This is a genomic window from Streptomyces sp. NPDC000151 (genome assembly GCF_040301705.1).
Taxonomy (GTDB): Bacteria; Actinomycetota; Actinomycetes; order Streptomycetales; family Streptomycetaceae; genus Streptomyces.
Window position 1 is genome coordinate 32,335 of the sequence record NZ_JBEPFC010000004.1, and the last position, 18,198, is coordinate 50,532.

Here is an 18,198-nt window from a genome sequence, read left to right on the forward strand (position 1 = left end):
ATCGCGGAGGGTGGGAACAACTCCTGGTCACAGCGTCGCAGGCCGCCGGAACAACGGCACGTTATATCGGCGGGCCGGAGCACGGGAAGGGTCGGTGTGTGAGACTGAAGCCGTGCGCGAAGACGGAAAAATCACGGTATTCCTGCTCGACGACCACGAGGTCGTCCGGCGCGGTGTCCACGACATGCTCACGGTCGAGAGCGACATCGAGGTGGTCGGCGAGGCCGGTACGGCCGCGGATGCCCTGGTCAGGATCCCGGCGACGCATCCCGACGTGGCCGTGCTCGACGTCCGGCTGCCGGACGGCAGCGGCGTCGAGGTCTGCCGCGAGATCCGCTCGCAGAACGAGGACATCAAGTGCCTGATGCTCACGTCTTTCGCCGATGACGAGGCGCTTTTTGACGCGATCATGGCCGGTGCGTCCGGTTACGTGCTCAAGGCGATCCGCGGGAACGAACTGCTCTCGGCCGTCCGGGACGTCGCGGCCGGCAAGTCCCTGCTGGACCCCGTGGCCACCGCGCGGGTCCTGGAACGGCTGCGCGACGGCAATGCCCCCAAGGGTGACGACCGGCTCGCGAACCTCACCGAACAGGAACGACGCATCCTCGACCTGATCGGCGAGGGACTGACCAACCGCGCCATCGGCGAGCGGCTGCATCTGGCCGAGAAAACCATCAAGAATTACGTCTCCAGCCTGCTGGCCAAACTCGGCATGGAACGCCGTTCCCAGGCCGCCGCATACGTCGCCAGAATGCAGGCGGAAGGCCGCTGACCCCGTTTATGGAGACCTGTGTAGGGCCCTGACCTGCGGCGTAACGAATTTTGGGACCAACGTCCCCGGTGAACCAGGGGCTGCCGCCCCTACAGCCGCGCCCGCGCCGCCGGGCAGGCTGGTTCCCATGCCCGACGAATTCCGCGCACTGGAGCTGCTCAGCCGTACGCCCTACGGCCGGGTCTCGGCCAGCCAGCGGGCGCTGCCCTTCACCACGATCGCCCGGCACCTCGTGACCGGGGGCCGGCTCCTGCTGCGCCTGCACCGTGGCTACGGCTACCACCGCGCCCTGGACGGCAGCGTGGTCTCGTACCAGGCGGACAACCTCGCCGGCGGCGAGCCCGAGACCTGGGCCGTCCAGTTCACCGGCACGGCCCGCGTCGTACACCCGGAGCCGGCCGACCGCGACGCCTTCGGCCGCACCCCGGCCCTCGCCGACGGCGAGCCCTTCGACCCGGTGTTCCTGCACATCGAGCCGGTCTTCGCGAAGGTCCACACGTTGACCGATGTACCGGTGTTCCGGTACGCCGCTTCAGGCTGACCGATAGCCGACCGGTGCGGCGAAGCGGCCCCGGCCGTGTGATCTAACATCTGACGGGTGCTGCGCTCATCTGCGGTCCGGACGGCAACGGCGCCCGACGGACACACCCTCGGCTCCCTGCTGCGCCGCTACGAAGGCGCCGGGGAGCCGCTGACGTGCGAGCCGGTCGCCGAGGGCCTGCTCAACCACGGCTACCGGCTGACCACCACGCGCGGCCGCTTCTTCCTCAAGCACCACCTCGACGCCGACCGCGGCGCCCTGGTCCGGCAGCACCGCGCCACCCGCCTGCTGGGCGCCATGGGACTGCCCGTGGCGCCGCCCGTACGCGCCGCCGACGGCCGCACCGTCGCCGTCATCGACGGCCGCTGCTACGCGCTGCACCCGTGGGTCGAGGGCCGGCACCTGGACGGCGCGGCCCTCACCCCCACCCAGTGCCACCGCCTCGGCACGCTGCTGGGCCGCGTCCACGTGTCCCTCGCCCAGGTGATGCCCGACGAACCGCCACAGCCCGGCCAGGAGAGCGCCGACCCCGCAGCGACCTTCGTGGGCATCGACGAGCTGCTGGCGCTGGCGCGCGACGCCCGCCCGCACGACAGCTTCGACGCGCTGGCCGAGCACCGGCTCCTGGAGCGGCGCGCCCTGCTGGCCGCGCACGCGCACCACCGGCCGGCCCGCGCGGCGCCCGCGGGCTGGGTGCACGGCGACTTCCACCCGCTGAACCTGCTCTACCGGGGCGCCGAGCCGACCGCGATCGTCGACTGGGACCGGCTGGCGGTCAAGCCGCGCGCCGAGGAGGCGGTACGGGCCGCCGCGATCTTCTTCGTACGGCCGTCGGGCAGCCTGGACCTGGCGAAGGTGGCGGCGTACGCGCGGGCCTACCGGAGCGCCTCGGGCGTCGGCCCGGAGGAGCTGGCGGCCGCCGTGCACCGCGTCTGGTGGGAACGCCTGAACGACTTCTGGATGCTGGACTGGCGGTACCGGCTGGGCGACCGGCGCGCCGACAGCCTCTTCCCCGCCTCGGCCGCGCTCGCGGTGTGGTGGACGGACGAGTACGCGGCCGTACGCGGGGCTTTCACGGGCGGGGCCTTCACGGGCTGAGGGCCGCCGGGGACACAGTCCCGGCGGCCCTCAGTGGCCTTGTGCGGCGCCTACTGCCCGCTCTCGCCGTCCGCGGGCGGGATGATCGGCGACTGCTCGTCGGTCGGCTCCTCGGTGGGCTGCGTCGGCTCCCCCGTCGGCTCGTCCGTCGGCTCCTCGGTGGGCTGCGTCGGCTCCCCGGTCGGCTCGTCCGTCGCCGTCTGGGTGTCCGTCGGCGTCGGCTCCCCGCTCTCCGTCGGCGTCTGGGTGTAGTCACCGGTGTTGCCGCCCGTGCCGCCGGGCAGCGTGGCCTCCGTCGTCGGCTCCTCCGTCGGCGGCTCGGTGGTCTTCTCTTCCTTGCTCTTCGTCGCCGTCGGCGTGGGCTTCGGCTTCTTCGGCTGCTCGTCGCCACCGGTGTTCTGCAGCGCGATGGCAACGCCGGCCACGATGGCGATCAGCGCGAGCGCCGCGATCAGCCAGACCTTGCCGCGGCCGCCCTTCGAGCCGCGCGGCCCGCCCTCGTACCCGCCGTCGTCGTCCCGCATCCCGGCCGGGAGGATCGGCTGCGCGGTCGTGGAGCCGTGCCCCGGGTGCGACATCGCCGTCGTGGACGCGACGCCCATCGCAGGCGTCGAGCCGCCCTCGTGCTCGGCGACCGCCCCGGTGCTCCACGTACCGGTGTGGCCGCCCTGCTCGTGCAGCATCTGCAGCGCGTACTGGATCAGGCCGCGCATCTCCTCGGCGGTCTGGAACCGGTCGTCCGGGTCCTTCGCCAGCGAGCGCATGACCAGCCCGTCCAGCTCCGGCGGCACCGCTTCCAGGACCTGCGACGGCGGTACCGGCATGTCCTGCACGTGCTGGTACACCACCGACAGCGGCGTCTCGCCGACGAACGGCGGGCGCAGCGCGAGCAGTTCGTACAGCAGGCAGCCGGTCGCGTACAGGTCGGAGCGGGTGTCGACGGTCTTGCCGAGCGCCTGCTCGGGCGAGAGGTACTGCGGCGTGCCCATGACCATGCCGGTCTGGGTCATGGTGTTCGACGCGCCGTGCAGGGCACGCGCGATGCCGAAGTCCATGACCTTGACCGCGCCGCCGTGGGTGATGATGACGTTCGCGGGCTTGATGTCGCGGTGCACGATGCCGTGCTGGTGGCTGTAAGCCAGCGCCTCCAGCACCCCGGAGACGATGATCAGCGCCTGGTCCGGCGGCGGCGCGTCGGCGTTGAGCAGCAGGTCACGGATGGTGTGACCCTCGACCAGCTCCATCACGATGTACGGGATGGTGTTGCCGCCGACCAGATCCTCGCCCGAGTCGTAGACCGCCACGACGGCGTGGTGGTTCAGCCCGGCGACGGACTGTGCCTCGCGGGTGAAGCGGGCCTTGGAGACCGGGTCCTCGGCGAGGTCGGAACGCAGCAGCTTCACCGCGACCGTACGGCCCAGCCGTACGTCCTCGGCGGCGAACACCTCCGCCATGCCGCCCCGGCCCAGACGGCCCGTCAGGCGGTAGCGCCCGTCACCGACCAGACCACCGTTGCCCCACATCTCCGGTGCGTCGGGGATATTGGAGCCGGTGGCTTCAGGATCGGACGGGCCCTGGGGGCTCTGCGTCTGTGCCATCGGTCCTCGCCGTCGAATCGATCCGCGTACAACGCGGCTTTACGTCTCGGTCTTCGCAAGAGCACGCTACAGGCTCCACGGCGCACACCGGTTTTGTAAGGGGACCGGCCATCAAACCGTTCACCGGCCACATGTGGCAAGTTCACTGCGAGTGACCGTTTTGCCCGGCGGCCGCTGACAGAGTCGTGACAAGGTTCTGACACGCTCGCGACAACCCGCCGCCGTCGGCCTGACAGGCTCCCGTCAGGTGACGCGGCCGTGCGGGGATGCTGCCCATCTGGTCACGGAACGGGCACGCAGCTTGACTGGTCGGAGCGCTGGGGCACACTTGGCTGCGGAATTCCGGATCCTGGCCGGCCGGTTCCGTACCGGACCGCGGCCAGCAACAGAACAGCCCGAACAGTGCCGCGTACGGGATGACGGGCAGTGCGCCGAGGGGGAAACGTAAAACATGAGCCAGGACGGCGCACAGGCCCATGGCGCGGGCCGTTCGGTGGGACGGGGACGCTACCAGCTCCGTGATCTTCTCGGCGCCGGCGGCATGGCCTCCGTCCACCTCGCGTACGACAGCGTGCTGGACCGCGAGGTCGCGATCAAGACGCTGCACACCGAACTCGGCCGCGAGCAGGCGTTCCGCGAGCGCTTCCGGCGCGAGGCGCAGGCCGTCGCGAAGCTCTCGCACACCAACATCGTCTCGGTGTACGACTCCGGCGAGGACGAGCTGGACGGCGGCATGACGCCGTACATCGTCATGGAGTACGTCTCCGGGCAGCCGCTGCGCTCGGCGCTGGACGCCGATGTCGCGCAGTACGGCGCCATGCCCACCGAGAAGGCGCTGAAGATCACCGCCGATGTGCTGGCGGCCCTGGAGACCAGCCACGAGATGGGCCTGGTCCACCGGGACATCAAGCCCGGCAACGTCATGCTGACCAAGCGCGGCGTCGTGAAGGTCATGGACTTCGGCATCGCGCGCGCCATGCAGTCCGGCGTCACCTCCATGACCCAGACCGGCATGGTCGTCGGCACCCCGCAGTACCTCTCGCCCGAGCAGGCGCTGGGACGCGGCGTGGACGCCCGCTCCGACCTGTACTCCGTCGGCATCATGCTCTTCGAGCTGCTGACCGGGCAGCTGCCCTTCGACGCGGACTCGCCGCTGGCCATCGCGTACGCGCACGTGCAGGAAGAGCCGCCGGTGCCGTCCAGCATCAACCGGTCGGTGCCGCCGGCGGTGGACGCGCTGGTGGCCCGCGCGCTGAAGAAGAACCCCAACGAACGCTTCCCCACGGCCCAGACGATGCAGGACGAGTGCCTGCGCATCGCCCAGTCCGGGCAGTCCGGCTCCTCGCCGGTGATCATCGGCGGCCAGGGCCCGCGCACCAGCGGCGCGTCGGTGGCCTCCGCGGTCTTCCCGTCGGCGACCGGCAACCCGGCCACGGGCGCGCCGAACGTGCAGCAGCCGTACACGCCGCCGCCGGCGAACGGCCAGTTCGGCGGCTTCGGCCCGTCCACCCCGCCGCCGCCCAGCCACGGTTACCAGACCCCGGCGCCCGGTCCGTACAACGGCGCCATGCAGACCCCGCCGCCGTACACGATCTCGCCGCAGAGCGGCGGGCCGGGGACCGGCGGCGGCAAGAGCAACAAGCCGGTGCTGATCGGCTCCGCGGTGGTCGCCCTGATCGCCGTCGTCGCGGTCGTCATGGTCATCGCCCTCAGCGGCGGCGACCCCGACACCCCCGGCCCGCAGGCGAACGGCTCCGGCAGCCCCCAGCCCTCCGTCTCCGCCACCGAGGACGCCGCCGACAAGGTCCAGCCGGAGCAGAAGGACCGCATCATCGACCCCAAGGAATGCACGGACGCGGTCAAGAGCTTCGACGACAAGTCGAAGGTCATGATGCCGAACTTCTACAGCAAGAACCTCTCCTCGGTGAAGGCGTGCATGCGCGACGCCGGCTGGCAGTGGGACATCTCCTACGAGAACAGCGAACCCATGTGGGGCAAGAACGCCGTCATCCGCCAGACGCCGGGCGAAAGCGACGACTACGACCCCAAGGGCGACCAGAAGATCCAGCTGGTGGTCTCGACGGGCAAGTCCGGCTGAGACGCGGGGTCTGCGGCCGGGCCCCGGACACACCTGCACCGAGGGGCCCTTCGCGCGGCGTGCGCGCAGGGCCCCTCGGTGCAGGTTTCCGACGTCCCGTCCGCCCTCCGGCGGCGGTGACCGTCAGAGGTAGGGGCCGGAGCGGGCGCCGCCGCGGCCGGGGTGGTCGTCGTCTTCATCGGCACCCGCCGCGCCGGGCGGGAGGGCGCGGCGCATCTGCTCCAACTGGGCGCGCGCGGCCATCTGCTGGGCGAACAGGGCGGTCTGGATGCCGTGGAACAGGCCCTCCAGCCAGCCGACCAACTGGGCCTGCGCAATGCGCAGTTCGGCTTCGGTGGGCACGGAGTCCTCGGTGAACGGCAGCGACAGCCGCTCCAGCTCCTCCACCAGCTCGGGGGCCAGCCCGTCCTCCAGCTCCTTGACGGAGCCGGCGTGGATCTCCTTCAGGCGGACCCGGCTCGCCTCGTCCAGCGGGGCGGACTTCACCTCTTCGAGCAACTGCTTGATCATGCTGCCGATGCGCATGACCTTCGCGGGCTGTTCGACCATCTCCGTCACCGGAACCTCGCGTGGCTCATCGCCGCCTCCACCACCGGAGCCTGCGCTGCCGAGAGCCATTCCGTCCGGGCCGACAACCAGGACGTGCGGGCTCTCCTGCGACCGTTCGTTCATCGGCATATCCATGCCGCCATTCTCTCGTACATGCAGTAAGAACAGTTGTGCCCCGTGGAACTAGTGATCCACCCTCGTGACGCGTCCCGTCACAGTACTTCGCCGCAGTTCAGGGCTTTTCACGGTACATCGGGGAATTTTCCCGAGATGCCGCAATTGTGGGCTCATGTGACGCTGATGACGTCACTCGACGGCACGGCACGGGAGGACACGGCGTGGTTCCAGGACTCCGCTCACTCATCGCCGCCGGCCTGCTGACGGCCACCACGCTGCTCCCCACCGCCGTACCCGCGGCCGCCGCCACCACGCAGCCACCCGTACGGGCGCACACGCGGGCCGCGGCGGATCCCCCGCAGCCGCAGTCCACCGACGGGCTGCCCGCCGACGACCGGCTCCCCGAACGCGCGTCCGGCCGGCCGCAGCCGTCCGTGCAGGACCAGACGGACACCGGCACCACCGGGCACCGCCCCCAGGACCCCGACACCTCGGTGCCCGCAGGGACCCCGGAGGCCCCGACGGAACCGGACGACAGCCCCTCGCCGTCCTCGACCGCCGCCGGCCCGAGCCCGTCCGCCGACGCGAGCGACTCCGCCACGGCGTCACCCGGACGGCCCACCCCCAGCCACTCGGCCTCCGGCTCCGGCTCCGGCGGGCCGACCAGCCGGCCGGCGACGCCGTCCCGGACCGGCGCCGCCACCCCGTCCGGTACCGACGGGACGAGCGGGCCGGGTACGCCGCCGCGCGCCTCCGGTACCTCCGACAGCGCCGGCACGGCGCTGAAGGACCCCGGTTCGACCGACCGGCCGAGCACCGGTGGCCACTCGGAGCGCCCGTACGCGCCGCTCTCGCCGCACAGCCGGGGGACACACGCATGGCAGACGCTGCGGCCGCCGCACCAGCCGGCGGCCGCCGGGCCCTCCGCGACGAACCGCGAGACCGCCGGCGCCGTCCGGCCGCCCTACACCCCCACCGAACGCGCCGCCCGGGTCGCCCGCGTCCTCCCCTTCGGCGCCGGGCTGGCGCTCACGGGGCTGGGGCTGGCGTTCATCGGGCTGCGGCTGCGGCGGCGGTGAGAGGGCGTCAGGGGAGCGTCAGTGCGCGTCAGGGCCCATCAGGGCCGGTCGGCTGCCGGCTCAGCCGACCGTCAGGACGACCTTGCCGATGTGGCTGCTCTGCTCCACGATGCGGTGCGCCTCGGCGGCCTCCGCCATCGGCAGCGTGCGGTCCACGATCGGCCGCACCTGGCCGTTCTCGATCAGCGGCCAGACGTGCTCCCGTACGGCGGCGACGATCGCGGCCTTCTCCTCGACCGGCCGGCCGCGCAGCGACGTCCCGGCGACCGCGGCCCGCTTGGTCAGCAGCGCTCCCAGGTCCAGCTCGGCCTTCCGGCCGCCCTGCAGGCCGATGACGGTCATCCGCCCGTTGGTGGCCAGCGCCCTGACGTTGTCGGCCAGGTACTTCGCGCCGATGATGTCCAGGATCACGTCCGCGCCCCGGCCGTCGGTGGCCTTGCGGATCTCCTCGACGAAGTCCTGCTCGCGGTAGTTGATGAGCACGTCGGCGCCCAGCTCGGCGCAGCGCTCCAGCTTGTCGCCGCTGCCGGCGGTCACCGCGACCCGCGCCCCGACCGCCTTGGCCAGCTGGATCGCCATGGTGCCGATGCCGCTGGACCCGCCGTGCACCAGCAGGGTCTCGCCGGGCCGCAGGTGGGCCACCATGAAGATGTTCGACCAGACGGTGCAGGCCACCTCGGGCAGCGCGGCGGCGGCCGTGAGGTCGAGGCCCTTCGGCAGCGGCAGCAGCTGACCGGCCGGCACGGCCACCTGCTCGGCGTAACCGCCGCCCGCCAGCAGCGCACAGACCTCGTCGCCGACCGCCCAGCCGCTCACGCCCGGGCCGACCTCGGTGATCATGCCGGCGCACTCCAGGCCGGGGTAGGGGGAGGCGCCGGGCGGCGGGTCGTAGAAGCCCTGACGCTGCACCACATCGGCGCGGTTGACGGCACTGGCCGCGACCCGCACCAGCACCTCGCCTTCGGACAGTTGCGGCGCGGGCACCTCGGCCCACACCAGGGCCTCGGGTCCGCCGGGTTCGGTAATGGTGATCGCACGCATGGCCGCGAGGCTACTCGCCTCGGTACCGGACGTACGAGAACCACCCGCTCCGTCCCCGGAGGGGCTGATGCCGCCCCGAAGATCCTGCCCGCCCTCGGTACTAGTCCCCGAGGTCCTGTTCGTCCGCGCGGCGGATCACCCGGTCCTTCTCGTCCGCCCGGCGCATCGGCTGGACGCCGGAGCCCGGCAGTCCCTGCGCGGCCGGGCGGCCCAGCTCCGCCGCCTCCTCCTTCGGCACCGCGCGGACGATGGTGATCAGCCGGTCGGCGTGCTGCAGCGGGCTCGCCGCCGGGTCGTCGTACGCCAGCAGCCGATGGCCGCGCAGTACGGAAACGACCAGGTCACCGGTGTCCCGTACCGACTTGCCGACCTCCGCCTTCACCACCGGGCGCTCGATCAGGTCCAGCCCGCTGCCCTGCTGGATCAGGTCCTCCATGACCGTGCTCGCGCTCGGGCTGTTCACCGACAGGCCCAGCAGCCGGCCCGCCGCGCTCGCGGAGGTGATCACGGAGTCGGCGCCGGACTGCCGCAGCAGCGGCGCGTTCTCCTCCTCCCGCACGGCCGCCACGATCGTGGCCTTCTTGTTGAGCTGGCGGGCGGTGAGCGAGACCAGGACGGCGGTGTCGTCGCGCTGCGTAGCGATGATGATCTGGCGGGCGCGCTGCACCTCGGCGCGCAGCAGTACGTCGCTGCGCGTGGCGTCGCCCAGTACGCCCGCGAAGCCCTCGGCGACGGCCGTGTCGATCACCTTGGGGCTCGGGTCCACGATGACGATGCGGTCCCGGCTCGCGCCCGTGGCCCGCAGCGTCTGCACGGCCGACCGGCCCTTCGTACCGAAGCCGACGATGACGGTGTGGTCGCGCAAGGCGGTCCTCCAGCGGTTCAGCCGCCACTGTTCACGGGTCCGCTCGGTGAGGACCTCGAGGGTGGTGCCGACCAGGATGATCAGGAACAGGACGCGGAGTGGCGTGATGAGCAGGATGTTCAGCAGCCGTGCGCTGTCTCCGTACGGGACGATGTCGCCGTACCCGGTGGTGGAGAGCGTGACGGTCGCGTAGTAGACGCAGTCGAGGAAGTCGACCGAGCCATTGGCGTTGTCGTGGTACTCGTCGCGGTCCACCCAGACGATGAGGACCGTCAGCACCAGCACTATCAGCGCCATGACGAGCCGGCGCACCACCTGGCGCAGCGGTGCGGCGGGCGCCCGGCGGGGCAGCTGGACCCGGTGCGAGACGTCCTCGGGGAGCCGCTCGTGTGCCGCGGCGTCCTGCATGGGGAGCTTCACGCGCGGCCTCCAGTGGCACCGGTGTCCGGGGCCGTGGCGGCGGGGGACCAGGGGAGGTCGAGGAGCACGGCCGGCTCGCCCTCGGCGGCGCCGCCGGGCGGGATCACGGCCAGCGCGTCGGCGGCGGCGATGCCACGCAGCATGGCCGGGCCGTTGAAGTGCAGGGGGCGCGCCACGACGGCTCCCTTCTCGTCCGTGCGGCAGGCCACGGGGACCAGCCGGGTGTCGTGCGGATGACCGTGCACGCCGTCGGCGAGGCGTACCCGGCGGGGCGCGGAGCGCGTACGGCCCGAGAGCGTACCGAGCAGCGGTTCGGCGAGCGTCAGCAGCCCCGAGACGGCGGCGAGCGGATTGCCGGGCAGGCCGACCAGGTGCCGCGCGGGACGGTCGGCGGGGGTGTTGTCGTCGGTCGGGTCGAGCCGGGCGAGGAGCATCGGGTGGCCGGGGCGTACTTGTACGCCGTCCACCAGCAGTTCGGCTCCGAGGCGCCGCAACGCGGGGTGTACATGGTCGACCGGGCCCGCGGCCGTGCCGCCGGTCGTGATCACCACGTCCGCCGTCGACGAGGCGATGGCCTCGTACAACACTCCCTCGTCGTCCGCGAGATGGCGCGGACCGATGGTCTCCGCGCCCAGGGCGTGCAGCCAGGGCGCGAGCATCGGGCCGAGCGCGTCCCGGATGCGCCCCTCCTGCGGCAGCCCGCTGTGCAGCAACTCGTCGCCCAGGACGAGGATTTCCACCATCGGGCGGCGGTACGTCCACAGCTCGTCGTAGCCCGCGGCGGCGGCGAGGCCGAGCACGGCCGGGGTCACGAGCGCGCCGGGCGGCAGCAGTTGATCGCCGTTGCGGCACTCCTGGCCGCGCGGCCGGATGTCCTGACCGGGCGGCGCGCCGCCGGGTGCGGACAACAGCGCGCCGCCGTCGGCCTGTTCCGCGGTCTCGCCGTGCTCGGAACGGAGCACGGCCGAGGCACCGGGCGGTATCCGCGCCCCGGTGGCGATCCGGATCGCGTGCCCGTCGGGCAGCGGCCGGGCGGGGGCGTGACCGGCGAGGATGCCGGCCGAAGCGGCGGGCGCGACCGTACGGGGCGCGGTGACGCGCCAGGGGCCGGGGCCGGAGACGGCCCAGCCGTCCATCGCCGAGGTGTCGAACGAGGGCAGGTCCGTGAGCGCCGTGAGGGCACCGGCGAGCACCCGCCCCAGCGCCTCGGTCCCGAGCGGCACGGCACCGGCCTCCAGCGGCCCGGCCACGGCCCCGGCGGCGGCCACCCGCGCGACGTGCCAGGGCGAGTGGGCACCGGGGCGGGGGGTCGGGGAGGAGGGTGATCCCTTACGGGACGCGGAGGCGACCGGTTGGGGGGCGGCGGGCTCGGAGGCTGTGGGCTCGGAGGCTGTGGGCTCGGAGGCTGTGGGCTCGGGGGGCGGCTCCGGCGAGTACGACGGCGGGGGATCACCCGGGCCCGGGGCCGGGTCTTCGGCCGCGGCCGCCTCCGACCGGGCCGCGCGGTGGCCGTTGCCCCAGGGTGCGTGCCACGGGTCGATCCACGTGCGTTCGGACGAGCGCTCGCCGGTACGGGACGGGGTTCCCCGGGGGGCGGCGTCCTGAGAGGCGGCACCCTGCGGGTCGGCACCCGCTTGAGGCGGGGTGTCCGGTGTCCGGGGCGCGGCGTCCGTTGCTCGGGGCGCGGCGTCCGTTGCTCGGGGCGCGGCGTCCGTTGCTCGGGGCGCGGCGTCTGCTGCTCGGGGCGCGGCGTCCGTTGCTGGGGGTGCGGCGTCCGTGATCCGGTCGCCGCCGGCCTGGCCGTACCGCCCCGCGTTGGCGATGGCGAGCGCGTCGTCGAATTCGCCGGGGTCTCCGGTCAGACCGGGCATCATTCCTTCGCTTCCCCGGCTTCGCCGGACTCCGCGACGTCTGCCGCTTCCGCGGCCCAGCGGTTCGCCAGCGCCGCCGCGCGCCTGCTGACCTCCGCCACGTCGAGGCCCTGCTGGGCGGCCGCGTACCCGACGAGGAAGGTCGTCAGCGGCGCGGCCGGCCGGGCCACGCCGTGTGCCGCGTCCCGCGCCAGGTCGAGGAGGACGGCCGTGTCGACATCGAGTTCGATGCCCAGTTCGGCCTTGACTGCGGTGATCCATTCGTCCAACACGTGTCCATGCTCCCTGATCCGGGCGCGCGCCGCGCTGAGGGCCTCCCAGGTGTCGCAGTCGAACGAGGCCGCCGCCGTGTCGTCCCGGACCCGCCGCACCGTCAATTCGGCGAGCAGGGCCCGCAAGGGCAGCCCGTCGAGCCCGCCGCGCGCGGCCCGCAGCGTCTCCAGGGAACGACGCAGCGCCGCGGCCCGGTACGCCGCCACGAGCGGCTGATCCCGCCCGTCCCCGTCGATCAGCAGAGCCCCGTCGCCCCCCGCCGGCAGTGCCGCCGCCAGCAGCGCGTCCACCGTCGCAGTCGTGAGAAAGGGCAGGTCGGCGGAGAGGACGAGCACCGTGCCGGCCGTCGTGTGCCGCAGGCCCGCGTCCAGCGCCGCGACCGGCCCGGCACCGGGCGGGTCCTCGCGCGCCGTCACCACGGGGCGCGCGGTCGGCCGCTCCGGCCCGACGACCACGGTGCGCGCCGCACCGTGGCAGGCGGCGAGCACCCGGTCCAGGAGGGACCGGCCGCCGACCGCGAGCGCTGGCTTGTCCGCGCCGCCGAGCCGGCGCGCCGCGCCCCCGGCCAGCACGATGGTGTCGTAGTCGCTCGTCACCCTCCGAGTATCACCGCGCCGGGGCGATCAACACCCTTCCGTACCGTTACTTCGTGCACCGGCGGCCGGGGAGGCCGCCCGTGCCTCCGCGTACGCGGCGCCCGCCGCTCACAGCCCCCGCAGCAAGATCGCCGGCTGTTCCACGCAGTCCGCCACGAAGCGCAGGAAGCCGCCCGCCGTGCCGCCGTCGCACACCCGGTGGTCGAAGGTGAGCGAGAGCTGTACGACCTGCCGTACGGCCAACTCCCCTTCGTGCACCCAGGGCTTGGCGGCTATCCGGCCGACGCCGAGCATCGCGGCCTCGGGGTGGTTGATGATCGGCGTGGAGCCGTCGACGCCGAAGACGCCGTAGTTGTTGAGGGTGAACGTGCCGTGCGTCAGCTCGGCGGGCGAGAGCCGGCCCGCACGGGCGGTCTCGGTGAGCCGCACCATCTCGGCGGAGAGCCCCTCGACCGTACGGGCGTGCGCGTCCCGCACGACCGGCACGACCAGGCCGCGGTCGGTCTGCGCCGCGAACCCCAGGTGCACCTCCGGCAGCCGGACGATCTCGCGCGCCGCCGTGTCGACGGTGGAGTTCAGCTCCGGATACCGCGCGAGGGCCGCCGTACAGATCCGGGCCAGCAGCGCGAGCAGCGACACCTTCTCGCCACCCCCCGCGTTCATGGCGCGGCGGACGGCCAGCAGCTCCGTCGCGTCCGCGTCCACCCAGCAGGTCGCGTCCGGGATCTCCCGGCGGCTGCGGGCGAACTTCTCCGCCGCGGCGCCCCGCATCCCCTTCAGCGGCACCCGCTCGGCCCCCTCCGGGGCCACGGCGCCGGTCCCGGCGGCAGCGGCCACCGCTCCGGCCCCGGCCTGCTTTCCGCCGCGCAGCGCGTGCTCGACGTCGGACCGCAGGATCAGCCCCTCCGGACCGCTCCCCCGCACCGTGCGCAGGTCCACGCCGTGCTCCCGCGCCAGCCGCCGCACCAGCGGCGAGATCACCGGCACGGGCGACGGCCCGCCGACGCCCTCCGGTATCTCCCGGCCCGTCGCCGTCTCGGGGACCACCGCCGTCTCCGGGGCCGTCGCCGCCTCGGGAACCGGCGTCCCCGTCGTCCCCGTCGGACCGCCCGCCCCGGTCGTACGGGCCGCGCCCGTCGGCCGTACGCGTCGCCGGCGCCCCGCCGGTGCGCTCGTGCCGTATCCGACCAGTACGTTCCCCGAGCCCTCGGCCTCTCCGGCGGGCTCGCCGTCCGTGGCGCGCTCGGTGCCGGCGTCCTGCGACGCCCCCACCGCCACCGTCACCAACGGGGCGCCGACCGGCAGTTCGTCGCCCTCTGTGCCCATCCGGGCGGTGACGACGCCGCCGTACGGGCACGGCACCTCGACCATCGCCTTGGCCGTCTCGACCTCCACGACCGGCTGGTCGACGGCGACGACCTCGCCCACCTCGACCAGCCAGCGCACGATGGTCGCCTCGGTCAGCCCCTCGCCCAGGTCGGGCAACGGGAACTCGCGTACCTCGGCCATCAGCTGCCACTCCCCTCGGTGCCGCCGCCCTCAGTACGGCCCTCGGTCCAGTCGGACTCCCACTGCAGGCGCGCCACGGCGTCCAGTACCCGGTCGACGCCCGGCAGGTGGTGCCGCTCCAGCATCGGCGGCGGATACGGGATGTCGAAGCCGGCCACCCGCAGCACGGGCGCCTCCAGGTGGTGGAAGCAGCGCTCGGTGATCCGGGCGGCGATCTCCCCTCCGGGACCGCCGAAACCGGTGGACTCGTGGACGACGACCGCGCGCCCCGTGCGCCGCACCGAAGCGCACACCGTCTCGTCGTCGAACGGCACCAGGGAGCGCAGGTCCAGCACCTCCAGGTCCCAGCCCTCCTCGCGGGCCGCCTCGGCCGCCTCCAGGCACACCGGCAGCGACGGCCCGTACGTGAGCAGCGTGGCGCTGCTCCCGGGGCGGCGGATCTCCGCGCGGCCGATGGGCGCGACGGGCGCCGGGTCGTCGGGGGACCAGTCGGCCTTGGACCAGTACAGCCGCTTGGGCTCCAGGAAGACCACCGGGTCGTCGGAGGCGATCGCCGCCCGCAGCATCCCGTACGCGTCGGCGACGGTCGCCGGGGCGAGCACCTGGAGGCCGGGCGTGGCCATGTAGTACGCCTCGGAGGAGTCGCTGTGGTGCTCGACGCCGCCGATCCCGCCGCCGTACGGGATGCGGATCGTCAGCGGCATCGGGAGCGCGCCCCGCGTCCTGTTCCGCATCCGCGCCACATGGCTGACGAGTTGCTCGAACGCGGGGTAGGCGAATGCGTCGAACTGCATCTCCACCACGGGCCGCAGGCCGTACATCGCCATGCCGACCGCCGTGCCGAGGATGCCGGCCTCGGCGAGCGGGGTGTCCGTGCAGCGGTCCTCGCCGAACTCCTTGGCGAGGCCGTCGGTGATCCGGAAGACGCCACCGAGCTGCCCGACGTCCTCGCCCATCACATGGACGGTGGGGTCCTCGGCCATGGCGTCGCGCAGCGCTCTGGTGAGGGCCTGCGCCATCGTGGCCGGCTTGCGCCCGGTCGCGGTCGTGCTTCCGGCGGCGACTGCGGTGCTCATCGGTGCTCCCCTTCCGCTGCGATCTCGGCCCGCAACAGGTCCGCCTGCTCGCGCAGTTGGCCGGTCGGCGCGGCGTAGACGTGGTCGAAGAGATCCATCGGGTCCAGCACCGGGTCCGCGTTCATCCGCGCGCGCAGCGCGCCGGCCATCTCCTCCGCCGCGTCCTTCGTGGCGCTCACGTACGCGGGCGTCAGCAGGTCCCGCTCCGCCAGCTCGCGCTCCAGCAGGGCTATCGGGTCGTGGCCGCGCCAGGTCTCGACCTCGGCGTCGCTGCGGTAGCGGGTGGCGTCGTCGGCGTTGGTGTGCGCCTCCATGCGGTACGTCACGGCCTCGACCAGCGTGGGGCCGCCGCCGCGGCGCGCTCGCGCCACCGCCTCGCCGAGCACTTCGTGGAGCGCGGGCGCGTCGTTCCCGTCGACCAGCCGCCCGGGCATGCCGTACCCCACCGCCTTGTGGGCGAGCGAAGGGGCGGCCGTCTGCTTGGCGAGCGGCACGGAGATCGCGAAGCCGTTGTTCTGGACCAGGAAGACGACGGGCGCCTGCCATACGGCCGCGAAGTTCAGCGCCTCGTGGAAGTCGCCCTCGCTCGTGCCGCCGTCGCCGACCATGGCGAGCGCGACGACGTCGTCGCCCTTGAGGCGGGCGGCGTGCGCGAGGCCCACCGCGTGCGGCAGCTGGGTGGCGAGCGGGGTGCACAGCGGCGCCACGCGGTGCTCCCGCGGGTCGTACCCCGTGTGCCAGTCGCCGCGCAGCAGGGTGAGCGCCTGTACGGGGTCCAGGCCGCGGGCGACGGCGGCGAGGGTGTCGCGGTAACTGGGGAAGAGCCAGTCGCGCTCCTCCAGGACGAGCGCGGCGGCCACCTCGCACGCCTCCTGGCCGGTGGAGGAGGGGTAGACGGCGAGCCGGCCCTGACGGGTGAGGGCGGTGGCCTGGGTGTTGTACCGGCGGCCGCTGACCAGCTGCTCGTACAGCCGCTTCAGCAGGCCGTCGTCCAGCTCGCGCGCCGCGTCCGTACCGAGCAGGCGGTACGGCTCCTCGTCGGGCAGGAGGGGCCCGGGGTCGACGCGGGGCCGCCAAGCGGGCGGCGGGGCCGGGCGGTCGCCGGTCGCGGTGCTGCCGTGCCTGCTGCTGCCGGGCTGCTCTAGGACCGTCATGAGGGGCACCTCCTCGGTGGGAAGGGGTGGCGCTGTGCGCCGCGTACGGGGTGGTTACGGGCGGCTGAAGGGAAAACTGCGGGTGCGAGGGACCGGCCGGTGGGTCGGACCCCTCCCTACCGATTGTTCGGTTGCCGACACATTTTGGCTACAGGCGGGCCGAGCCTGTGGACAATCGGTTCTCCACAGCCTGGAATGGAGTCAGGACGTCCAAGAAGGGGAGACGGGACGGCATGCCGGACGAACAGATGGTCAATCCCGCCGGACGACACCCCGTCCGCCCACTGGACGCCGTCGACCGCGACATCCTGCGCATGCTGCAGACCGACGGCCGGGCGTCGATACGGTCCGTGGCCGACCGCGTGCACATCTCGCGGGCCAACGCGTACGCCCGGATAAACCGCCTGCTGGACGACGGCGTCATCCGCGGTTTCAGCGCCCGGGTGGACCAGGAGCGGGCGGGTCAGGGCGCGTCGGCGTACATCACGCTGAAGATCGTGCAGAACTCCTGGCGCACGGTGCGCGAAGCGCTCCAGGCGCTCCCGGGCGCCGCACACATCGCCCTGGTCAGCGGGGATTTCGACGTCCTACTGCTGGTCCACACGAAGGACAACAGGGCGCTGCGGGAGCTCGTCCTCACCCGCATCCAGTCGATACCGGAAGTACTGAGCACCCGGACCCTGCTGGTCTTCGAGGAGACCGACCTCGAACCGGAGGGGTGAGCCTTACGGCCCGTGTCGTGCGGGCCCCGGGTTCGGCGCCCCGGCTTCAGGCTTCGTTGCGCAGGCCCGCGAACGCCGTGAGGACCACCGCGTCGGCCACTTCCTCGGTACTCGCCGAGCCGCCGCGGCCCGGCCGGTACCACTCCACGATCGAGTTGATCATGCCGAAGAGCAGCCTCGTCGCCAGCCGGATGTCGGCGTCCGGGCGCAGGTCGCCCTCGGCGGCCGCCGCCTTCAGCAGCTCGGCGACCTCGTTGTCGAAGTCGCGGCGGCGCTCCATGGCCCACCGCTCGGTGTCGGTGTTGCCCCGCACCCGCAGCAGCAGCGTCACGTACGGCAGCTCCGCGATCAGCACCTCGACCTCGCGCCGGGCCACGTACTCCAGCCGCTCGATCGCCCGCCCCTGGGTCGCGCCCGGCTCCTGGAGGACGCCGAAGAGGCCGTCCAGCGCCCTGCTTATCGCCCGCCGCAGCAGCTCTTCCTTGCTGCGCACGTGATGGTAAATGGAGGACTTGGAGATGCCGGCCGCCTTGGAGAGGTGCTCCATGGACGTGCCGTCGTAACCGCGCTCGTTGAACACCTCGACGGCGACCGCGAGCAGCGAATCGGGCGTATAGGTGTCGCGCTTGGCCATGGTCATGATTACAGCAGCTTTCCGGACGGGGCCGCACAGCGGACCAGGGAGCGGGACGGGACCGGCGCCGGCGGACGCGGAGCGGGCTCCCGCCCCACGCGTCCCGCCGTGACGACCGGCGCTCCGACGGAGTTTTCCACAGGCTTTCCGGGGCCCCCTTGCCCCGACCGATCGTTCGGTTACTC

The 18,198-nt window shown here is 73.1% G+C and carries 16 protein-coding genes; 6 read left to right on the forward strand and 10 right to left on the reverse strand.

Features of this window, described 5'->3' with window-relative positions:
• The first annotated feature begins 112 nt into the window (after window positions 1-112).
• The 3 genes from ABT381_RS02505 (at window position 113) to ABT381_RS02515 (ending at window position 2,411) form a co-directional block, all read left to right on the forward strand.
• Complete coding sequence (locus ABT381_RS02505) at window positions 113-772, forward strand: response regulator (protein WP_351586771.1); 660 nt, start codon at window positions 113-115, stop codon at window positions 770-772.
• 127 nt (window positions 773-899) lie between these two features.
• Window positions 900-1,313: a pyridoxamine 5'-phosphate oxidase family protein gene (locus tag ABT381_RS02510; RefSeq protein WP_351586772.1), complete on the forward strand. Its 414-nt coding sequence runs from the start codon at window positions 900-902 to the stop codon at window positions 1,311-1,313.
• 57 nt (window positions 1,314-1,370) lie between these two features.
• Window positions 1,371-2,411, forward strand: a complete 1,041-nt coding sequence (locus ABT381_RS02515; protein WP_351586774.1) for a phosphotransferase — start codon at window positions 1,371-1,373, stop codon at window positions 2,409-2,411.
• Between the two features lie 50 nt (window positions 2,412-2,461).
• On the opposite strand, the gene ABT381_RS02520 is transcribed toward ABT381_RS02515, so the two are convergent.
• Complete coding sequence (locus ABT381_RS02520; RefSeq protein WP_351586776.1) at window positions 2,462-4,009, reverse strand: protein kinase domain-containing protein; 1,548 nt, start codon at window positions 4,007-4,009, stop codon at window positions 2,462-2,464.
• 451 nt (window positions 4,010-4,460) lie between these two features.
• On the opposite strand from ABT381_RS02520, the gene ABT381_RS02525 reads away from it, so the two are divergent.
• Window positions 4,461-6,107 (forward strand): protein kinase domain-containing protein, encoded by a 1,647-nt coding sequence (locus ABT381_RS02525; protein WP_351586778.1) that lies wholly within the window; start codon window positions 4,461-4,463, stop codon window positions 6,105-6,107.
• A 123-nt stretch (window positions 6,108-6,230) separates the two neighbouring features.
• Here ABT381_RS02525 and ABT381_RS02530 read toward each other — a convergent pair whose 3' ends face one another.
• Window positions 6,231-6,791, reverse strand: coding sequence for a bacterial proteasome activator family protein (locus ABT381_RS02530; protein WP_351586780.1), 561 nt, complete (start codon window positions 6,789-6,791; stop codon window positions 6,231-6,233).
• A 203-nt stretch (window positions 6,792-6,994) separates the two neighbouring features.
• Between ABT381_RS02530 and ABT381_RS02535 the strand changes: the two genes are divergently transcribed.
• The gene (locus ABT381_RS02535) at window positions 6,995-7,852 is read left to right on the forward strand and encodes a hypothetical protein (RefSeq protein WP_351586782.1); all 858 of its coding nucleotides are present in this window, start codon (window positions 6,995-6,997) and stop codon (window positions 7,850-7,852) included.
• Window positions 7,853-7,912: 60 nt separating this feature from the next.
• Here the strand turns inward: ABT381_RS02535 and ABT381_RS02540 are convergent, their stop codons facing one another.
• From ABT381_RS02540 to pdhA, 7 genes are all read right to left on the reverse strand, one after another.
• Entirely contained in the window at window positions 7,913-8,893 is a 981-nt protein-coding gene (locus ABT381_RS02540) for an NAD(P)H-quinone oxidoreductase (RefSeq protein ID WP_351586784.1), read from the reverse strand.
• A gap of 100 nt (window positions 8,894-8,993) precedes the next feature.
• On the reverse strand, window positions 8,994-10,178 hold the full coding sequence (locus tag ABT381_RS02545) for a potassium channel family protein (protein WP_351586786.1): 1,185 nt from the start codon (window positions 10,176-10,178) through the stop codon (window positions 8,994-8,996).
• Entirely contained in the window at window positions 10,175-12,049 is a 1,875-nt protein-coding gene (locus tag ABT381_RS02550; RefSeq protein WP_351586788.1) for a molybdopterin molybdotransferase MoeA, read from the reverse strand. The genes ABT381_RS02545 and ABT381_RS02550 overlap by 4 nt, the downstream gene beginning before the upstream one ends.
• Window positions 12,049-12,918: an NTP transferase domain-containing protein gene (locus ABT381_RS02555; RefSeq protein WP_351586790.1), complete on the reverse strand. Its 870-nt coding sequence runs from the start codon at window positions 12,916-12,918 to the stop codon at window positions 12,049-12,051. The genes ABT381_RS02550 and ABT381_RS02555 overlap by 1 nt, the downstream gene beginning before the upstream one ends.
• 108 nt (window positions 12,919-13,026) lie before the next feature.
• Entirely contained in the window at window positions 13,027-14,427 is a 1,401-nt protein-coding gene (locus ABT381_RS02560; protein ID WP_351586792.1) for a dihydrolipoamide acetyltransferase family protein, read from the reverse strand.
• Window positions 14,427-15,503 (reverse strand): alpha-ketoacid dehydrogenase subunit beta, encoded by a 1,077-nt coding sequence (locus ABT381_RS02565; protein ID WP_351586794.1) that lies wholly within the window; start codon window positions 15,501-15,503, stop codon window positions 14,427-14,429. The genes ABT381_RS02560 and ABT381_RS02565 overlap by 1 nt, the downstream gene beginning before the upstream one ends.
• Window positions 15,500-16,657 carry a pyruvate dehydrogenase (acetyl-transferring) E1 component subunit alpha gene (gene pdhA, locus ABT381_RS02570; protein WP_351586796.1) on the reverse strand — a complete coding sequence of 386 codons (1,158 nt, stop codon included), beginning with the start codon at window positions 16,655-16,657 and terminating at the stop codon, window positions 15,500-15,502. The genes ABT381_RS02565 and pdhA overlap by 4 nt, the downstream gene beginning before the upstream one ends.
• Before the next feature lie 233 nt (window positions 16,658-16,890).
• Between pdhA and ABT381_RS02575 the strand changes: the two genes are divergently transcribed.
• A complete protein-coding gene (locus tag ABT381_RS02575) occupies window positions 16,891-17,379 on the forward strand; it encodes an Lrp/AsnC family transcriptional regulator (protein WP_031050119.1) in 489 nt (162 codons plus the stop codon).
• 46 nt (window positions 17,380-17,425) lie between these two features.
• Here the strand turns inward: ABT381_RS02575 and ABT381_RS02580 are convergent, their stop codons facing one another.
• On the reverse strand, window positions 17,426-18,019 hold the full coding sequence (locus ABT381_RS02580; RefSeq protein ID WP_351586798.1) for a TetR/AcrR family transcriptional regulator: 594 nt from the start codon (window positions 18,017-18,019) through the stop codon (window positions 17,426-17,428).
• Window positions 18,020-18,198: the final 179 nt, after the last annotated feature.

What these genes read in the sequence shown, in the direction of transcription:
- ABT381_RS02575 (WP_031050119.1), top strand. Translation starts at nt 16,891, where the DNA reads ATGCCGGACGAACAGATGGTCAATCCCGCCGGACGACACCCCGTCCGC.
- ABT381_RS02540 (WP_351586784.1), bottom strand. Translation starts at nt 8,893, where the DNA reads ATGCGTGCGATCACCATTACCGAACCCGGCGGACCCGAGGCCCTGGTG.
- ABT381_RS02560 (WP_351586792.1), bottom strand. Translation starts at nt 14,427, where the DNA reads ATGGCCGAGGTACGCGAGTTCCCGTTGCCCGACCTGGGCGAGGGGCTG.
- ABT381_RS02525 (WP_351586778.1), top strand. Translation starts at nt 4,461, where the DNA reads ATGAGCCAGGACGGCGCACAGGCCCATGGCGCGGGCCGTTCGGTGGGA.
- ABT381_RS02580 (WP_351586798.1), bottom strand. Translation starts at nt 18,019, where the DNA reads ATGACCATGGCCAAGCGCGACACCTATACGCCCGATTCGCTGCTCGCG.
- ABT381_RS02530 (WP_351586780.1), bottom strand. Translation starts at nt 6,791, where the DNA reads ATGGATATGCCGATGAACGAACGGTCGCAGGAGAGCCCGCACGTCCTG.
- ABT381_RS02565 (WP_351586794.1), bottom strand. Translation starts at nt 15,503, where the DNA reads ATGAGCACCGCAGTCGCCGCCGGAAGCACGACCGCGACCGGGCGCAAG.
- ABT381_RS02510 (WP_351586772.1), top strand. Translation starts at nt 900, where the DNA reads ATGCCCGACGAATTCCGCGCACTGGAGCTGCTCAGCCGTACGCCCTAC.
- ABT381_RS02520 (WP_351586776.1), bottom strand. Translation starts at nt 4,009, where the DNA reads ATGGCACAGACGCAGAGCCCCCAGGGCCCGTCCGATCCTGAAGCCACC.
- ABT381_RS02550 (WP_351586788.1), bottom strand. Translation starts at nt 12,049, where the DNA reads ATGCCCGGTCTGACCGGAGACCCCGGCGAATTCGACGACGCGCTCGCC.
- pdhA (WP_351586796.1), bottom strand. Translation starts at nt 16,657, where the DNA reads ATGACGGTCCTAGAGCAGCCCGGCAGCAGCAGGCACGGCAGCACCGCG.